Here is a 15,363-nt window from a genome sequence, read left to right on the forward strand (position 1 = left end):
TGTCCCCGGTGTGCGGCTCTTCGCACACCGGGGACACGTGACTATGATCTGGCTTGTTCTTGACGTCATAACGGGGAGACATCAGCGATATGGGCCGACACAGCCGTCCCACCCCTGCTCAGCTGGCCCGAGCCAACTCGCTCAAGGCGGTCACCGTCCTTGGCGTGGCCGGGACCATAGCCTTCGGCCTTCACTCCTCGGTCGGGGGCGACAAGTCCACCCAGGCACGCTCCGATGTCCACGCGTCCCAGGAGCAGAAACCGGACATCGACCCCACGGCCGATGACAAGCCCTCGGGCAGCCATATTTCGCCATCCGAGTCCGCGAAGCCCCGGCCACTCCCGGACCAGAGCGACCACACGGACGGTTCGGGCGGCGGCGGTACGGAGCCCTCTGGGGCGGCCACCCCGTCGCACACCCCGACCGCGACGCCCTCCACGCCCGCGCACACCGATGTGGCCACCTCGCCCACCCAGCGTGGCGACCAGGCCCCCGCCGCCCCCTCGTCGCCGGCCCGGACGCTCAGCGACGACCCGTCCACTCCCGGCACCCCGAGCGGGCAGCCCAGCGAGTCGCCGCAGCCGGGGAACGGCGGCGGCCAGGGGAAGGGTGTGGTCGGCGACGTGGTGGACGGCGTCGGCAACACGCTGGACGGTGTGGTCGGCGGCCTGAGCGGCGCACTCGGCGGCTGACCCGCTCCCGCACCCCGCCCCGGAGCGGGGCGGGGTGGTTACCCTGGTGGGCGGTTACCCCTTGGCCAGCGCCTTCAGCGCGGTCAGGCTTCCGTTGAAGCGGTTGTGGTCACCCACCACCGGGCCCGTGGAGGTGTACTGCCAGAAGGTGTGGGTCTTCCACCCCGCGGGCAGCGCCCCCGGCGAGGCGGTATAGCGCGCCACCCACAGCGGGTTCTTCGAGGCGAAGGCGCCGCTGTTGCCGGTGCAGGACTTCCACCAGCTGGTGGTCGTGTAGATCACCGGATCGCGGCCGGTGAGGGATTTGACCCGGCTGCTGAAGTCCTTGATCCAGCCGACCATCTGAGCCTTCGTCTTGCCGTAGCAGGTCCCGCCGTACGGGTTGTACTCCATGTCCAGTACGGGTGGCAGCGTCTTGCCGTCGTTCGACCAGTCGCCGCCGTTGCGCACGAAGAAGTCCGCCTGCTTGCTGCCGCTCGACTTGTTCGGCAGGGCGAAGTGGTAGGCGCCGCGGATCATGCCTTTCTTGAAGGCGCCGTTGTATTGCGAGGAGAAGGCGGGGTTCTTGTACGTCGTGCTCTCGGTCGCCTTGACGTAGGCGAACCGGACGTTCTTGTTCCAAAGGGATGTCCAGTTGACCGAGCCCTGATGGTTGCTGACGTCGACACCCTCTACCGTCGCGGCGTCGGGAGTGGCCGCCGGAGCCGCCTTCGGGGCGGCCTTCTCGTGCGCGGAGAGCGTCGAGCCCATCCAGTCCCGCTCGGGGTGCGGGACGGACGCGGACAGGGTGCGGTTCGGGGCGGAGTCGGTGTCAGGTTCGGTCGTCGATGCCATCGCGGGCACGAGAGTGGCGAGGGCGGCCGCGCCGACCGCGGCCCCCAAACCGCCGATGGCATACGGCGAGCGCCAGCGCGAGGGGGCCCGGTGTCGCCCCTTTCCGGCCTTTAAGGACATCTGTTCCTCCGGAATTGGTGCTCCGTGGGGAGAGCAGTCCGCACCGAAGGTACGCGCGTAGATGAAACATATGGAAGAGATTTTGGAAATTCCATGGGTCCACCGTGCGGTTGCCGCCGTCACCGCCGACGATATGGCCGACCATAAAGCGGGATAACTTGAATTTCCGTTCCGGGCAGGGAATTTCGGAGGAAATCAGTCGTCCGCCGAGGTGACGGAAGATCCCGCCACCAGGGCCCGCGCCGAGCGCGTCGCCCGGGCGGCGACATCCTCCGCCACCTCGTCCGGGTCGCCGAACACGCCGTCGAGCAGCAGGGTGGCGTACCCGCGGGCCAGCGCCTGCAACGCCTCCAGCAGCGCCACCGCCGCCCCGTGTTCCTCCGATACCACCTCGAAGGCGCTCGGCAGCAGCAGGTCCACGAACTCCCGCTTGGCCGTCACCACATCGGGGTGGGCGGTGCGCACACCGGGGGCGTAGAGGAGTTCGTACCCGCCCCGGAAGCGGGCGGCCGCCCGCACCACGCTGCCCGCCATGGTGGCCAGCCGCTCCTGCGGCGACTCGACCGTGGCCACCGCCTCCAGATAGAGGGCCCGCAGCCGCCGCGAGACCTCCAGCGCGGCGGCCGCCAACAGCGCGTCGCGGTCGGCGAAGTGGCGATAGGGCGCGCCGGGGCTGACGCGGGTGCGGCGCGCGGCCTCCGCGACGGAGAAACCGCGCACCCCGACCTCGTCCACGATCTCCAGCGTCACCCGCACCAGCGCGGCGGCGAGATCGCCGTGGTGGTACGTGGCGCGCCCCTTGCAGCTGGGTGCCATCCGGGCGACCCTACCCGACCGGTTTTCCCTGCTCCGCCGCCCCCGGCCCGCGCTTTTGGGCCTCGGCGCGCGCCGCCCGCAGGGCCTCACGCGAGCGTTCGACGCGGATCGGCAGATCGCGCACCCGCTGTCCGGTCGCGTGGTGGAAGGCGTTGGTGACCGCCGCCGCGGCGCCCACGATGCCCAGCTCGCCGATGCCCTTGCCGCGCACCGGATTGGGGTTGTCGTCCTGCTCGTCCAGCCAGAGCGCCTCCAGCTTCGGGACATCGGCGTTGGCCGCGACGTGGTAGCCCGCGAAATCGTGGTTGGCGAAGTCGCCGAAGACCGGGTCGACCTCGCCGATCTCCAGCAGCGCCATCGACAGACCCATCGTCATGGCGCCCACGAACTGCGAACGGGCCGTCTTCGGATTGACGATCCGCCCCGCGGCGAACACGCCCAGCATCCGGTCGACACGGATCTCGCCGGTGTCGGTGTCCACCCGGACCTGCGCGAAGTGGGCGCCGAACGAGTGGCGGGAGAACGACGCCCGCAGCTCCACGTCCTCGGTGGTGTCGGCCCGTACCTCCAGGCCCCCGTCCGGGACGGCGCCGCCGTACGTGTCCAGCTCCGCCAGCAGCGCACGGCACGCCTTGTCCACCGCCCAGCCCCAGGACGCCGTGCCCAGCGAGCCGCCCGCGAACGGCGCCGGGCCGAGCGAGGCCCGCCCGATCTCCAGCCGCAGCCGTTCGACCGGGATGCCGAGGGCGTCCGCCGCCAGCTGGGTCAGCGCGGTGCGCCCGCCGGTCCCGATGTCGACGGCGCCGACCCGCACCGTGAACGTCCCGTCGGCCTCGGCACGCGCCGTCGCCGACGAGGGGAACACATAGTCCGGGTGGTGTGCGGAGGCGACGCCGGTGCCCACCAGCCAGCGCCCCTCGCGCCGGATGCCGGGCTTCGGATCGCGCAGCGCCCAGTCGAAGCGCGCGGCGCCCTCCCGCAGACACGCCACCAGACCGCGGCTGCTGAACGGCTTGCCACTGTCGGGGTCGACACCGGTGTCATTGCGGATCCGCAGCTCGACGGGGTCGATCTCCAGCTCGGTGGCCAGCTCGTCCATGGCCGACTCCAGCGCGAACATGCCCGGTGTGTGGCCGGGTGCGCGGAACCACGCCGGGGTGAGCACATCGAGCGGCGCCGTCTTCACCGTCGTACGGATGTTGGGCGCCGCGTACATCACCCGTGTCGAGGACCCCGTCTGGTCGGCGAACTCCGCCATCGCGGAGCGCTGCTGCACCACCTCGTGGTCGATCGCGGTCAGCCGGCCGTCGCGCTCGGCGCCGAGCCGGATCCGCTGGATGGTGGGGGCCCGGTAGGGGATCAGCTGGAACATCTGCTGCCGGGTCAGCGCGATCTTCACCGGCCGCCCGAGGTGCTTCGCGGCGAGCGCCGCCAGCACGGCGGGGGAGCGCGGAATGCCCTTGGAGCCGAAGCCGCCGCCGATGTACTCCGCGACCACCTCCACCGCGCCCTGGTCGAGCCCGAACACCGCCGCCAGCAACTGGGAGGACATGAACGGGCCCTGGTCGGCGTTGTACAGCGTCAGCCGGTCCTCGTCCCAGGCGGCGATGGTGGCGTGCGGCTCCATCGGGCTGGTGTGCTCGACCGGCGTGGTGTACATCGCCTCGGTCCGCACCGGCGCGGCCGCCAGCGCGCCCTCGGCGTCCCCGTGTTCGACGAACCCGGGGCTGCCGTCGGTCACCGTCTCAGCGACCTGGGCCCGCTCGTCGTCGAAGCGCAGCACCACATCGTGCGGCTCCTGTTCGTAGCTCACCCGTACCGCCGCCGCGCCCTCGCGCGCCGCCTCCAGCGAGGTGGCCACCACCGCGGCCACGATCTGCCCGTGGTACGCCACTTCGGGGGACTGGAGCACGAACAGATCGGGGCCCGCCTGCGCCTCCGTGTTCAGCCGCGGGGCGTTGCCGGAGTCCAGCACCGCCAGCACACCGGGCCGGGCCAGCGCCGGGGCGCCGTCGACCTCCGTCACCCGGCCACGGGCGATGGTGGCCTGCACCGGCCAGACATAGCCGACGTCCGGCGTCGGGAACTCATACGCGTAGGTCGCCGCGCCGGTGACCTTGTCGAGGCCGTCGACGCGGGTCATCGGCGTGCCGACGGTCTGCCGGGTGGTGGTCGCGGTGGTCATGCGCGGTCCTTCCTCGCGACGAGATCGCGGATGACCGCGACGATGAGATCGGTGGCCAGGTCGACCTTGAACGCGTTGTCCGGCAGCGGGCGCGCCTGCTCCAGTTCGGCCCGGGCCGCCTCGCGCAGTGTCTCCTCGTCCGGCCGGCCGCCGCGCATCCGCTCCTCGGCGATCCGGGCGCGCCACGGGCGCGGCGCCACACCGCCGAGCGCGATCCGCACGTCCGCGAGCGTGCCGTCGTCCGCGACCGCCACCGAGGCCGCCACGCTCACCAGCGCGAACGCGTACGACCAGCGGTCGCGCACCTTGCGGTACCGCATGGCCGCGCCGCCCGGCGGCGGGGGCAGCTCGACGGCGGTGACGAGGTCGCCGTGGCCGAGCACGGTCTCACGGTGCGGAGTGTCGCCGGGCAGCCGGTACAGCTCCGCCACCGGGACGGTGCGCGTCGTGCCGTCCACCGACCGCAGATGCGCCACCGCGTCCAGCGCGACGAGCGCCACCGCCATATCGGACGGATGGGACGCCACACAGTGGTCGGAGGTGCCCAGCACGGCCAGATCGCGGTGCGCGCCCCCGATGGCCGGACAACCCGACCCCGGCTCGCGCTTGTTGCACGGTTTGGACACGTCCTGGAAGTACACGCAGCGGGTGCGCTGGAGCAGGTTGCCGCCCACCGTGGCCACCGTGCGCAGCTGACCGGACGCGCCCGCCAGCAGCGCCTGGGCCAGCAGCGGGAAGCGCTCCCGTACGCCGGGGTCGCCCGCCAGATCGCCGTTGCGCACGGTGGCGCCGATCAGCACCGAACCGTCGTCGCGGTGCTCGATCCGGTCGTACGGCAGCCGGGACACGTCGACGAGCAGCCCCGGGCCCGCCACTCCGAGCTTCATCAGGTCCACGAGATTGGTCCCGCCGCCCAGATACGTGGCGTCGGGCCGCTCGGCCATCAGCGCGGCCGCCTCGGCGGCATCGCCCGCACGGGCGTAGGCGAACTCCTTCACCGCACGCCTCCGGCAGCGCTCGCGGACCGGGCGCCCTCGACGCCCTCGGCACCGGCCGCCTCCATGACGGCGTCCACGATGCCCCCGTACGCACCGCAGCGGCACAGGTTGCCGCTCATGCGCTCGCGCACCTCCGCCTCGTCCAGCCCCGCCACGTCCGGCACACCGGCGGCGGTGTCCTCGGTGACATGGCTGGGCCAGCCGCGCCGCGCCTCGCCCAGCGCCCCGATCGCCGAGCAGATCTGGCCCGGGGTGCAGTAGCCGCACTGGAGGCCGTCATGGTCGAGGAACGCCTGCTGCACCGGGTGCAGCCCCTGACCGTCCGCCAGTTCCGCGACCCCCTCGATCGAGACGATCTCGCGTCCCTCGGCGGCCACCGCGAACATCAGGCAGCTGTTCACCCGCTCGCCGTCCATCAGCACCGTGCACGCACCGCATTGCCCGTGGTCACAGCCCTTCTTGGTGCCCGTGAGACCGACCCGCTCGCGCAGCACATCGAGCAGCGTCGTCCGGTTGTCGATGGTCAAGGCGTGGGTCGTCCCATTGATCCGCAAGCTGATGTCGCTACTCGGAGAGCGATGTGAGAGGCTCATACATTGAATGTATCAACCTCTTACATGCATGGCGAGGGGAATGGAGTTCCATGCGAGACGTCGAAGCGGAGATGCACCGATGGTGGCGCGCCGGCGAGCCCTTCGCCCGGGCCACGGTGGTCGCCACCTGGCACTCCTCACCGCTGCCACCGGGGACGAGCATGCTGGTCGGCCCGGACGGCTCCGCCGTCGGCAGCGTCTCCGGAGGGTGTGTGGAGGGCGCGGTCTACGAACTGGCCCAGGAGGTCACCGAAAGCGGCACTCCGGTCCTGGAGCGCTATGGCGTCAGCGATGACGACGCCTTCGCGGTCGGACTGACCTGCGGGGGAGTCATCGACGTCTTCGTGGAGCGCATCGACCCCGCCGCCTTCCCCGAATACGACGACGTGGCCGCGGCGGTGCGCGAGGGCGAGCCGGTGGCCGAGGTCATCTGCGTGGCGGTCGACGGCCCCGACCCGGCCGGGCGGCTCGGCCGACGGCTGGTGGTCCGGCCGGACACCGCCACCGGCTCGCTGGGCTCGGACCGGCTGGACGCGGCGGTCGCCGAGGACGCGCGCGGACTGCTGGCCGGCGGGCGCACCGGCACCCTGCGCTACGGCTACGACGGCACCCGCACCGACGAGGAGCTGACCCTCTCCGTGTCGGTACACGCCGCACCACCCCGGATGCTGGTATTCGGCGCCGTGGACTTCGCGGCCACCATGGCCCGTATCGGCACCTACCTCGGCTACCACGTCACCGTCTGCGACGCGCGGCCCGTCTTCGCCACCAAGCGCCGCTTCCCCGAGGCCCACGAGGTGGTGGCCGACTGGCCGCACCGCTATCTGCGCACCGAGGCCGAGGCGGGCCGGGTGGACGAGCGGACCGTGGTCTGCGTCCTCACCCACGACCCCAAGTTCGACGTACCGCTGTTGGAGGAGGCGCTTCGGCTGCCGCTGGCGTACGTCGGCGCCATGGGCTCCCGCCGCACCCACGAGGACCGGCTGCGCCGACTGCGCGACACCGGGATCGACGAGGGCCTGCTGGCCCGGCTCGCCTCCCCGATCGGCCTGGACCTCGGCGCCCGGACCCCCGAGGAGACCGCGGTCAGCATCGCCGCGGAGATCATCGCCGACCGCTGGGACGGCAGCGGCGCCCGGCTGACCTCGCTCAGCGGCCGCATCCACCGGCCCCACTCGGTGCACCCGGCGGCCGAGGGCTGAGACGGGGGCACGGCGCTTGGCCGTGGACCGTCACAATGGTCCGCGACCGAAGTGAGTGGAGTGAGGGACTCAATATCTGCCGTGGAGACGACGCGAGGCACCGACGACGCCAGAGAACCGCTTCCCGACGACACCCCCGCCGACCGGGCAACCGACCCGGACGCCCCGCCGAAGACCGGCTGGCGCCGCTGGGTCATGGACACCCGGCCGCTGCGCCACCGCCCCTTCCGACGACTGTGGACGTCCACCACGGTCACGGCCGTCGGCAGTCAGCTGACCGCCGTCGCCGTACCCAAGCAGATCTACGACATCACCGGCTCCTCGGCCTGGGTCGGCTACGCGAGCTTCGCGGGACTCCTGCCGCTCGTGGTGTTCGCGCTGTGGGGCGGTGTGGTGGCCGACCGCATGGACCGGCGCACCCTGATGCTGGTCACCAACGTGGGGATCGCCGTCACCTCGCTGCTGTTCTGGGCGCAGTCCTTCGCCGGTCTCGACTCGGTACCGCTGCTGATCGGGCTGCTCGCCGCCCAGCAGGGGTTCTTCGGGATGAACTCCCCTGCCCGCAACGCCTCCATCGCCCGGCTCGTCCCCGCCGATGAGCTGCCCGCCGCGGGCGCCCTCCAGTCCACCGTCGCCCAGACCGGCATGATCGTCGGCCCGTTGCTGGCGGGCGCGCTGATACCCGTCCTCGGCCTGCCCATCCTCTATCTGGCCGACGCCATCGCGCTCTGCGTCACGCTGTGGGCCGTCTGGCGGCTGCCCGCGATGCCGCCCCTCAAGGACCTCAAGGACCTCAAGGACAGCGGTGGTGGCAGGTCACGGGCCGGATGGCGGGATGTCGTGGACGGCTTCCGCTACATCACCGCCCACCGCGTGCTGCTGCTGTCCTTCCTCGCGGACATCATCGCCATGGTCTTCGGCATGCCCAGGGCGCTCTTCCCCCAACTCGCCTCGCACACCTACGCGCCCTGGGGCGAGGGCTTCGCGCTTGGCCTGCTCTTCGCCGCGATCCCGCTCGGCGCGGTGGCGGGCGGGCTGCTGTCGGGCACGTTCTCCCGGGCCCGCCGCCACGGCCTCATGGTCATCGTCGCCGTGGTGGCCTGGGGCGTGGCCATCAGCGGCGTCGGCCTCAGCTCCAGCCTGTGGTGGGCGGCGGTGTTCCTCACCGTCGCGGGCGTGGCCGACATGGTGTCCATGGTGTTCCGCGGCGCGATCCTCCAGTCAGCGGCCACAGACGACATGCGCGGCCGGATGCAGGGCGTGTTCACCGTGGTGGTGGCGGGCGGCCCGCGCATCGCCGATCTGCTGCACGGCACGGCGGGCTCCCTCCTCGGGCCCCGCACGGCGGTCGCCGCGGGCGGGCTGCTGGTCGCCGTAGCGATGCTCGGCCTGGCCGTCGCGGTGCCCGACTTCCGGCGCTACACGGCCTGACGGCCGCCCATGCGCGCGCCCATGGACGGGCGCGCGCACGGGCCCGGCCTTTTTAGGCCTCGCGCTCGCTGCGGTCCTGGCCCCAGAGGGTGTGGAACGAGCCCTCGCGGTCGGTGCGCCGGTAGGTGTGCGCGCCGAAGAAGTCCCGCTGCCCCTGCACCAGCGCCGCGGGCAGTCGCTCCGAGCGCAGCGCGTCGTAGTACGCCAGCGCCGCCGAGAAACCGGGTGCCGGTACGCCCAGCTCGACGGAGGTGGACACCACCCGACGCCATGCGTCCTGCGCCTCGCCCAGCGCCTGCGCGAAGTAGTCGTCGGCCAGCAGCGTGACCGGCTTGTTGTCCTTGCCGTACGCCTCGGTGATCCGGTTCAGGAACCGGGCCCGGATGATGCAGCCGCCCCGCCAGATCCGGGCCACCGCCCCCGGGTCGATGTCCCAGCCGTACTCCTGGCTGCCCGCCTCGATCTGGTGGATGCCCTGCGCGTACGCCACGATCTTCGACGCGTACAGCGCCTGCTCGACCTCATCGGCGAACCGCTCCGCCGCCTTACCCGTGAGCTGCTTGGCCGCGGGCCCGGGCAGCCCCTGCGAGGCGTCCCGTACGTCGGCGTGGCCGGACAGCGAGCGGGCGAACACCGCCTCGGCGATGCCGCTCACCGGAACGCCCAGGTCCAGTGCGGTCTGGACGGTCCAGCGGCCGGTGCCCTTCTGCTCGGCCTGGTCCTGCACCACGTCCACGAACGGCTTGCCGGTCGCGGCGTCGGTGTGCGCCAGCACCTCGGCGGTGATCTCGATCAGGTACGACTCGAGACGGCCGCCGTTCCAGGTGCGGAACACCTCCGCGATCTCGCCCGGCGTGAGCCCCAGCGCGCGCCGCAGAAGGTCGTACGACTCCGCGATGAGCTGCATGTCGGCGTACTCGATGCCGTTGTGCACCATCTTCACGAAGTGTCCGGCGCCGTCCGGGCCGATGTGGGTGCAGCACGGGGTGCCGTCCACCTTGGCGGAGATGCTCTCCAGCAGGGGACCGAGCGACTTGTAGGATTCCGACGATCCGCCGGGCATGATGCTGGGCCCGTTGAGCGCGCCCTCCTCGCCACCGGAGATGCCGGTGCCCACGAAGTGCAGCCCGCGCTCACGCAGGGCCTTCTCCCGGCGCCGGGTGTCATCGAAGTGCGCGTTGCCCCCGTCGATGATGACGTCGCCCTCTTCGAGGAGGGGTGCGAACTCCTCGATGACGGCGTCGGTGGGCGCACCTGCCTTGACCATGATGACGAGCCGCCGCGGCCGCTGGAGGGCGGCGACGAACTCCGCCGCGGTCTCGGCCGGGACGAAGCTTCCCTCGTGGCCGTGCTCCTCGATCAGCGCCTTGGTCTTGGCGGACGAGCGGTTGTGGACAGCCACGGTGTGCCCGTGCCGGGCGAAGTTGCGGGCGAGGTTGCTGCCCATGACGGCGAGCCCGGTGACGCCGATCTGGGCGGTGGGCTGGGTGGAGGACGGGCTGGGCATACGGTGTTCCACTCCTGTCACGCGCATCGAAAACTTGTGCGAGCAGCAACGATGAGGGGACGGTGATCTTCCCTCTCGGTCAGCCGGGTTTCGCCCGGTCATAGTTACACGATGTGCTCGACGCCGTGATGTGTGTCCAAAGAATGCGGCCGGAGTGTGTCACTTTTCCACTGCCCGGGACGGGTGTCGGGTTGTGGGGTTTCTACATTGAGTGACTGAGGGGCGCTCCGGGGTGTTGTTTCGTCCCTGGACCGCGCGGGTCGGATCCCGTGGTTCCGGGCCGGACCGTGGTGCCCAGGGCTTCCCCGGCGAACACTTCGTGCAGGAGTACGTGCGGCACCCGGCCGTCGAGCACCCGGGCGCGTCCGACGCCGGACCGGAGCGCCCGCAGGCACGCCTCCATCGGGGGTCGCCAGGTATTGCCCAACTCGGGTAGCAGGTGCTCCAGCTCACCGGTGGTGAGCAGACCGATCACCGATCGGCCATGAAGCCGGTTCGTGGGCAGGCCCTCGGTGTCGGACAGCAGGACGAGCCGTTCGGCCCGGAGGGCGGCGGCGAGGGCCGCGGCTGCGGCGTCGGGGCTCACGCGGCAGATGTCACCGTTCGTGCTGCGGGCGATGCTGGAGACGACCGGGATCCGGCCGTTGTCGAGCAGAGCTTGGACGACGTCGGCGTTGACCTCGCCGACGTCGTGGACCGCACCGGGGCCGAGCGGTTCGCCGTCCGCTGTCGCCCGGCGCGCGCCGGCGGTGATGGTGTGTGCGTCCTCGCCGGTCAGGCCGATGGCGAACGGGCCGTGCCGGTTGAGCAGTCCGACGAGTTCGCGCTGGGCTCGCCCGGTGATGACCATGCGGACCAGGTCCATGGGCTCGGCGGTGAGACCGGAATCCCGCCCGAGTCCGGTGAGATGGGCCTTCACCTCGGACTCGTCACCGTGCACGACGACGGGTCCGAGGCCCGCGCAGCGCAGGAACGCCACGTCCTGGGCGAAGGCGCGCTTCAGCGTCTCGTCGGTCATGGTGCTGCCGCCGGCCCGGATGACGATGGTGCTGCCGTGGAGCCGCTGCAGCCACGGCAGGGCTTCGATGAGCGCGTGGGCCTTGGCCGCCGTCGCCCGCCGCACTCCGTCGTCGGCGACGGCCATCCCGCCGTCCACGACCCGGGTTCCTCAGCCGCCGGTCCGCTGGTAGAGGGTGCCCTCGCTCCAGATCCGGTCCACCTTGCCCCACGCCATCGCGGACGCGACATCGGGGAAGAACCCATGGCCGTTGAGGTTGGCGCTCGTGTTGCACAACACCGGTACGCCACTGATCCGGTGGAACTCGGCGAGAACTTCGGCCAGGAGCGGATCGTCGTCCGGTGCCACCGTTTGCAGCCGTGCGGTTCCGTCGAGGTGGATGACGGCCGGGATCCGGGCCACCCATGCGTCGCGCACCGCGTGGTCGAAGAGCATGTGCGGATCCGGCGTGCCGGGTTCGAAGATCTTCCGGGCCTCGTCGACCGCACAGATGGGGGCGACGGGGCGGTAGGACTCACGGCCCTTGATCCGGTTGAGCGTGTCCTTCATCGCCGTCCCGATCGGCGAGGCGAGGATGCTGCGGCCGCCGAGCGCGCGAGGGCCCAGCTCGGCCCGGCCGTTGAGGACCACCACCGGCTCATCGGTGTCGTACAGCACCCGGGCCAGCTCGGCGGGCGCGCACGCACGGGCCGACCAGCCGTCGGGGATGTCGGGGGTGGGCGACAGGCGCGGCCCGAGGCGGGGATTCCACTCGATGGCCTGGAGCCCACGGTGCTGGATCATGCCCAATACGGCGGCGCCGATGGCGGATCCCGAGTCGTTGGGGAAGGGCGGTACCCACATCTCGCGGACAAGCGGAAGGGAGCGCAGCGCGCTGTTCCACTTGATGTTCAGCGCACAGCCGCCGGCGAAACTCAGATTCCACGGGCCGTCGCCCCGGTGCTGCCGCACCTTGGCGGAGAGGCGCTCCGTCAGGAGCTCTTCGAAGAGGTGGTGCACGCTCGCCAGAACGTCCTCGTCCGCGATCCCGGCGCGTTCCGCCCGCTCGCGCACGGCGCCGTAGAACGCGTGCACCGGAGGCACGGACGGTTCGAAGAGACTCCCGAACCCGCCCACGGCCCGGCGGTATTCGACGGCCGGTGCGCTGTCGCCCTCGAAGGTCCGGTGGAACTCCTCACGGAGGATCGTCATCGCCTCCTCCCGGACCTGTCCCAGCGCGATGTACGCCATCAGCTTCCCGGCGACCGTCAGGTCGTCCACGGTCGGCGACTGGGTCGGCCGGCGGAACGGCCCGAAGTGGTGGCCCGCTATCGCGTAGGCGTGCCCGAGCACCGGGAACAGCTCACCGAGGTTCTCCACGCCGGTCTTCGGGTCCACCCAGTACAGGCGGGGGAAGAGGCCGCCGTCCCAGATGAGGACGAAGGAGGGTTCCCGGCGTTCCGCGAACGGGCTGGAGCAGTAGGTGCTCGCCACATGGCCGGCGGCGTGCGCGTAACTGGTGTACGGGTATGCCTGGCCGCCCATGGTGAACTCGCCGGACGCTCCGGGGCGCGCGAGGTCGGGGCAGGCGGCGGACTCGCGGTACGGGCCGACGACCACCTCGACCGGTTCACCGTGGTCCAGCAGGGCGACCCGGCCGTCCACGTCCCCGTCCCAGCCGTCGATGACCCATTCGTCCACGTGCTCGGTCTTGTAGCCGAAGTCGGCGAGTATCCCCGGGATGACACCGAAATCGGAGACGGTGCTGTAGCGACGGCCGTTGGCGATCTTCTCCATCTCGATGCTGAAGACCAGCCGGTCCCCGTCGAGCAGGGCCACGGCGCCGTCATGCGTCAGCTTGAGCCCGCAGATGATCACGAATTCCCCTCCTTGCGCCCGAAACCCAGGCCGAAGGGCTGGTCGGCGGGCATGAGCTCAATCATGTTGATGTTGACGTGGGGCGGTCTGGAGAGGCACCACGAGACGGCCTGCGCCACATCGTCCGCGGTCAGCGGCGTGACGCCCCGATACAGCTCCTCCGCGCGTTCCTCGTCGCCGTCGAAGCGGACGAGCGCGAATTCCGTCCGGGCCATCCCGGGCGCGATACAGCTGACCCTGACGCCGGTGCCCTCCAGGTCGACCCGCATGCTGAGGGTCAGCTGATGCACGAACGCCTTGGTGGCGGCGTACACATTGCCCCCCATGTAGGGGTAGTTGGCCGCGATGGAGCCGACGTTGACGATGTGGCCGGACTTCCGGGCGACCAGGCCCGGGAGCAGGAGATCGGTCAGGTTCAGTACGCCGGTGATATTCGTGTCGACCATCTCCTGCCAGTGACGGCTGTCGGCGGACTGGAGGGGCCCGAACCCTTTGGACAGGCCGGCGTTGTTGACCATGGCGGAGATGTCCCGGTACGCGTCCGGCAATCCTTCGAACGCTGTTCGCAGCGCGGCCCGGTCCCGGACGTCCACGGACAGGGCGTGGATCCGGAGCTCCGGATGTTCCTTCTCGAGCGTGGCCAGCCGTTCGCCCCGGCGGGCCAGCGCGACCACCCCGTACCCCTGCTGCGCCAGTACCTGGGCGGTACGGGCGCCGAAGCCGGACGAAGCCCCCGACACCACTGCCACACCGCGGTCCTCGTACGTCATTGCACAGCCTCCTCAGCCCTCCACGTCCCGCCACCGCCACCCGAGGGGAAACCGGCGCGTGCGCTGCGGGACGGCCCGCGGCGCACGCGACCGGGTTCAGCGACGCAGCCCGAGCGTCTGGTACAGCGGCACCTTGCCCGCCGTCGGGGAGTCGAGCAGCACCTCGACCTCGGTCAGCGCGAGGTCGATGTGGAACGGGGTGAAGCCGCCGAGTCCCAGGCCGATGTGAATGCCGGGCCAGCGCTCGTTGGGGTGGAAGTTGCTGCGCAGCCGGTTGGCGCAGCCGGGGTGGGTACCGAAGCCGAATTCATGGATCTTGCGGTACTGCGGTTCGGCGTCCACCAGGGCGCGGAAGGTGTCCCGCAGGCGCTTGGCTTCGGGGATCGGCGCCGTGAAGTCGTGGATGTAGCCGTTCCGGACATGGGCCACGACGGGCAGGTCCTCCATCGGGGCGAGCCGCAGGTAGGTGTCGGCGGTGTGCTCCGATGTCACGGTCCGGTCCCCGCGGTGGATGATCGGGGACCCCTTGAACACGATCTCGCCGTCGATGGGCATCCGGCTGTCGCGGCTGTACGCGCCGGAGCCGTCGGCGAGCGTGGAGATCTCCCCGGTCGGCAGCACGGTCTGGTCCGCGAAACGCAGCGGCCCGTGGAGCGAGAACCAGTGCTCGGTCTCCTGGTGCCGGAACACGCACCGGGTGTCCAGCTCGGGTGTGGTGAGGACCAGGGCGTCGGCCTCTTCCAGCAGGGACAGCAGATGGCCCTCGACCGCGAGCTCCGACTCGTAGTCGGTCCCGGTGATGATCCGCAGGTAGTGGCTCAGGGAGAGCGGGGTGAACTCCGAGGAGAAGTACGAGATGGCACCGAGCTTCACGCCCTCGGCGTCATCGTCCAGCAGATGTTCGAACTCGTCCTCCGCGATCCACAGGGCGGAGGCCCTGCGCCCCTCGGCGCGCCAGGCCCGAAGCTGACCGACGAAGGCGGACCGGGTGTCCGGGCCCTTCCACTCCAGCTCGTGCAAGGGCTGCGGGATGTCCGCCACCAGCCGGATGCCGCGGCGTACCCGCTCGGAGGTGATGAGCAGGAACTCGTCCCCGAAGTCGCCGTCGTACAGCGGCAGCAGCCGGGAAAGGCGCAGCTCGACCTTGCCGTCCGAACCGACGGCGATGTCACCGGGCTGGGCGGCCTCCGGTTCCGGGAGGGCTTCCAGCAGGTCGGCGGTGGAGCAACTCGCCTCATCCGCCGTGCACATGGGCCCGTCGGGGCCGGTCGCGAGTTCCCTGGGGTCGGCTCGGAGGCACGGGCAGTTGCCTCGGGTCACCTTGATCCTGCTCATGACGC

General features: G+C 71.1%; 13 protein-coding genes. 3 read left to right on the top strand and 10 right to left on the bottom strand.

Annotation, left to right across the window (positions count from 1 at the left end):
* The first annotated feature begins 164 nt into the window (after positions 1-164).
* Positions 165-692, top strand: a complete 528-nt coding sequence (locus SSOG_RS52880; protein ID WP_154686051.1) for an extensin — start codon at positions 165-167, stop codon at positions 690-692.
* Positions 693-746: 54 nt separating this feature from the next.
* Here SSOG_RS52880 and SSOG_RS42780 read toward each other — a convergent pair whose 3' ends face one another.
* From SSOG_RS42780 to SSOG_RS42800, 5 genes are all read right to left on the bottom strand, one after another.
* Positions 747-1,526, bottom strand: a complete 780-nt coding sequence (locus SSOG_RS42780; protein ID WP_425385450.1) for a lysozyme — start codon at positions 1,524-1,526, stop codon at positions 747-749.
* A 315-nt stretch (positions 1,527-1,841) separates the two neighbouring features.
* Complete coding sequence (locus SSOG_RS42785; RefSeq protein WP_009720563.1) at positions 1,842-2,462, bottom strand: TetR/AcrR family transcriptional regulator; 621 nt, start codon at positions 2,460-2,462, stop codon at positions 1,842-1,844.
* A 10-nt stretch (positions 2,463-2,472) separates the two neighbouring features.
* A complete protein-coding gene (locus SSOG_RS42790) occupies positions 2,473-4,647 on the bottom strand; it encodes a xanthine dehydrogenase family protein molybdopterin-binding subunit (protein WP_039940105.1) in 2,175 nt (724 codons plus the stop codon).
* Positions 4,644-5,645 carry an FAD binding domain-containing protein gene (locus tag SSOG_RS42795; protein WP_009720565.1) on the bottom strand — a complete coding sequence of 334 codons (1,002 nt, stop codon included), beginning with the start codon at positions 5,643-5,645 and terminating at the stop codon, positions 4,644-4,646. The genes SSOG_RS42790 and SSOG_RS42795 overlap by 4 nt, the downstream gene beginning before the upstream one ends.
* On the bottom strand, positions 5,642-6,238 hold the full coding sequence (locus SSOG_RS42800; protein WP_009720566.1) for a (2Fe-2S)-binding protein: 597 nt from the start codon (positions 6,236-6,238) through the stop codon (positions 5,642-5,644). Before SSOG_RS42800 ends, SSOG_RS42795 begins: the two co-directional genes overlap by 4 nt.
* Before the next feature lie 50 nt (positions 6,239-6,288).
* Here SSOG_RS42800 and SSOG_RS42805 point away from each other — a divergent pair, with 50 nt between their 5' ends.
* Both SSOG_RS42805 and SSOG_RS42810 read left to right on the top strand, forming a co-directional pair.
* On the top strand, positions 6,289-7,440 hold the full coding sequence (locus SSOG_RS42805) for an XdhC family protein (RefSeq protein WP_009720567.1): 1,152 nt from the start codon (positions 6,289-6,291) through the stop codon (positions 7,438-7,440).
* Between the two features lie 81 nt (positions 7,441-7,521).
* Positions 7,522-8,871: an MFS transporter gene (locus SSOG_RS42810; protein WP_009720568.1), complete on the top strand. Its 1,350-nt coding sequence runs from the start codon at positions 7,522-7,524 to the stop codon at positions 8,869-8,871.
* A gap of 52 nt (positions 8,872-8,923) precedes the next feature.
* On the opposite strand, the gene gndA is transcribed toward SSOG_RS42810, so the two are convergent.
* From gndA to SSOG_RS42835, 5 genes are all read right to left on the bottom strand, one after another.
* On the bottom strand, positions 8,924-10,378 hold the full coding sequence (gene gndA, locus SSOG_RS42815) for an NADP-dependent phosphogluconate dehydrogenase (protein ID WP_009720569.1): 1,455 nt from the start codon (positions 10,376-10,378) through the stop codon (positions 8,924-8,926).
* A gap of 202 nt (positions 10,379-10,580) precedes the next feature.
* Complete coding sequence (argB, locus tag SSOG_RS42820) at positions 10,581-11,522, bottom strand: acetylglutamate kinase (RefSeq protein ID WP_039942714.1); 942 nt, start codon at positions 11,520-11,522, stop codon at positions 10,581-10,583.
* A gap of 24 nt (positions 11,523-11,546) precedes the next feature.
* The gene (locus SSOG_RS42825; RefSeq protein ID WP_009720571.1) at positions 11,547-13,253 is read right to left on the bottom strand and encodes a carbamoyltransferase N-terminal domain-containing protein; all 1,707 of its coding nucleotides are present in this window, start codon (positions 13,251-13,253) and stop codon (positions 11,547-11,549) included.
* Complete coding sequence (locus SSOG_RS42830) at positions 13,250-14,023, bottom strand: SDR family NAD(P)-dependent oxidoreductase (RefSeq protein WP_009720572.1); 774 nt, start codon at positions 14,021-14,023, stop codon at positions 13,250-13,252. Before SSOG_RS42830 ends, SSOG_RS42825 begins: the two co-directional genes overlap by 4 nt.
* Before the next feature lie 96 nt (positions 14,024-14,119).
* On the bottom strand, positions 14,120-15,358 hold the full coding sequence (locus SSOG_RS42835) for a hypothetical protein (RefSeq protein WP_009720573.1): 1,239 nt from the start codon (positions 15,356-15,358) through the stop codon (positions 14,120-14,122).
* Between the last annotated feature and the right edge of the window lie 5 nt (positions 15,359-15,363).

It is taken from the genome of Streptomyces himastatinicus ATCC 53653, from assembly GCF_000158915.1.
In the GTDB taxonomy this organism is placed as follows: domain Bacteria; phylum Actinomycetota; class Actinomycetes; order Streptomycetales; family Streptomycetaceae; genus Streptomyces; species Streptomyces himastatinicus.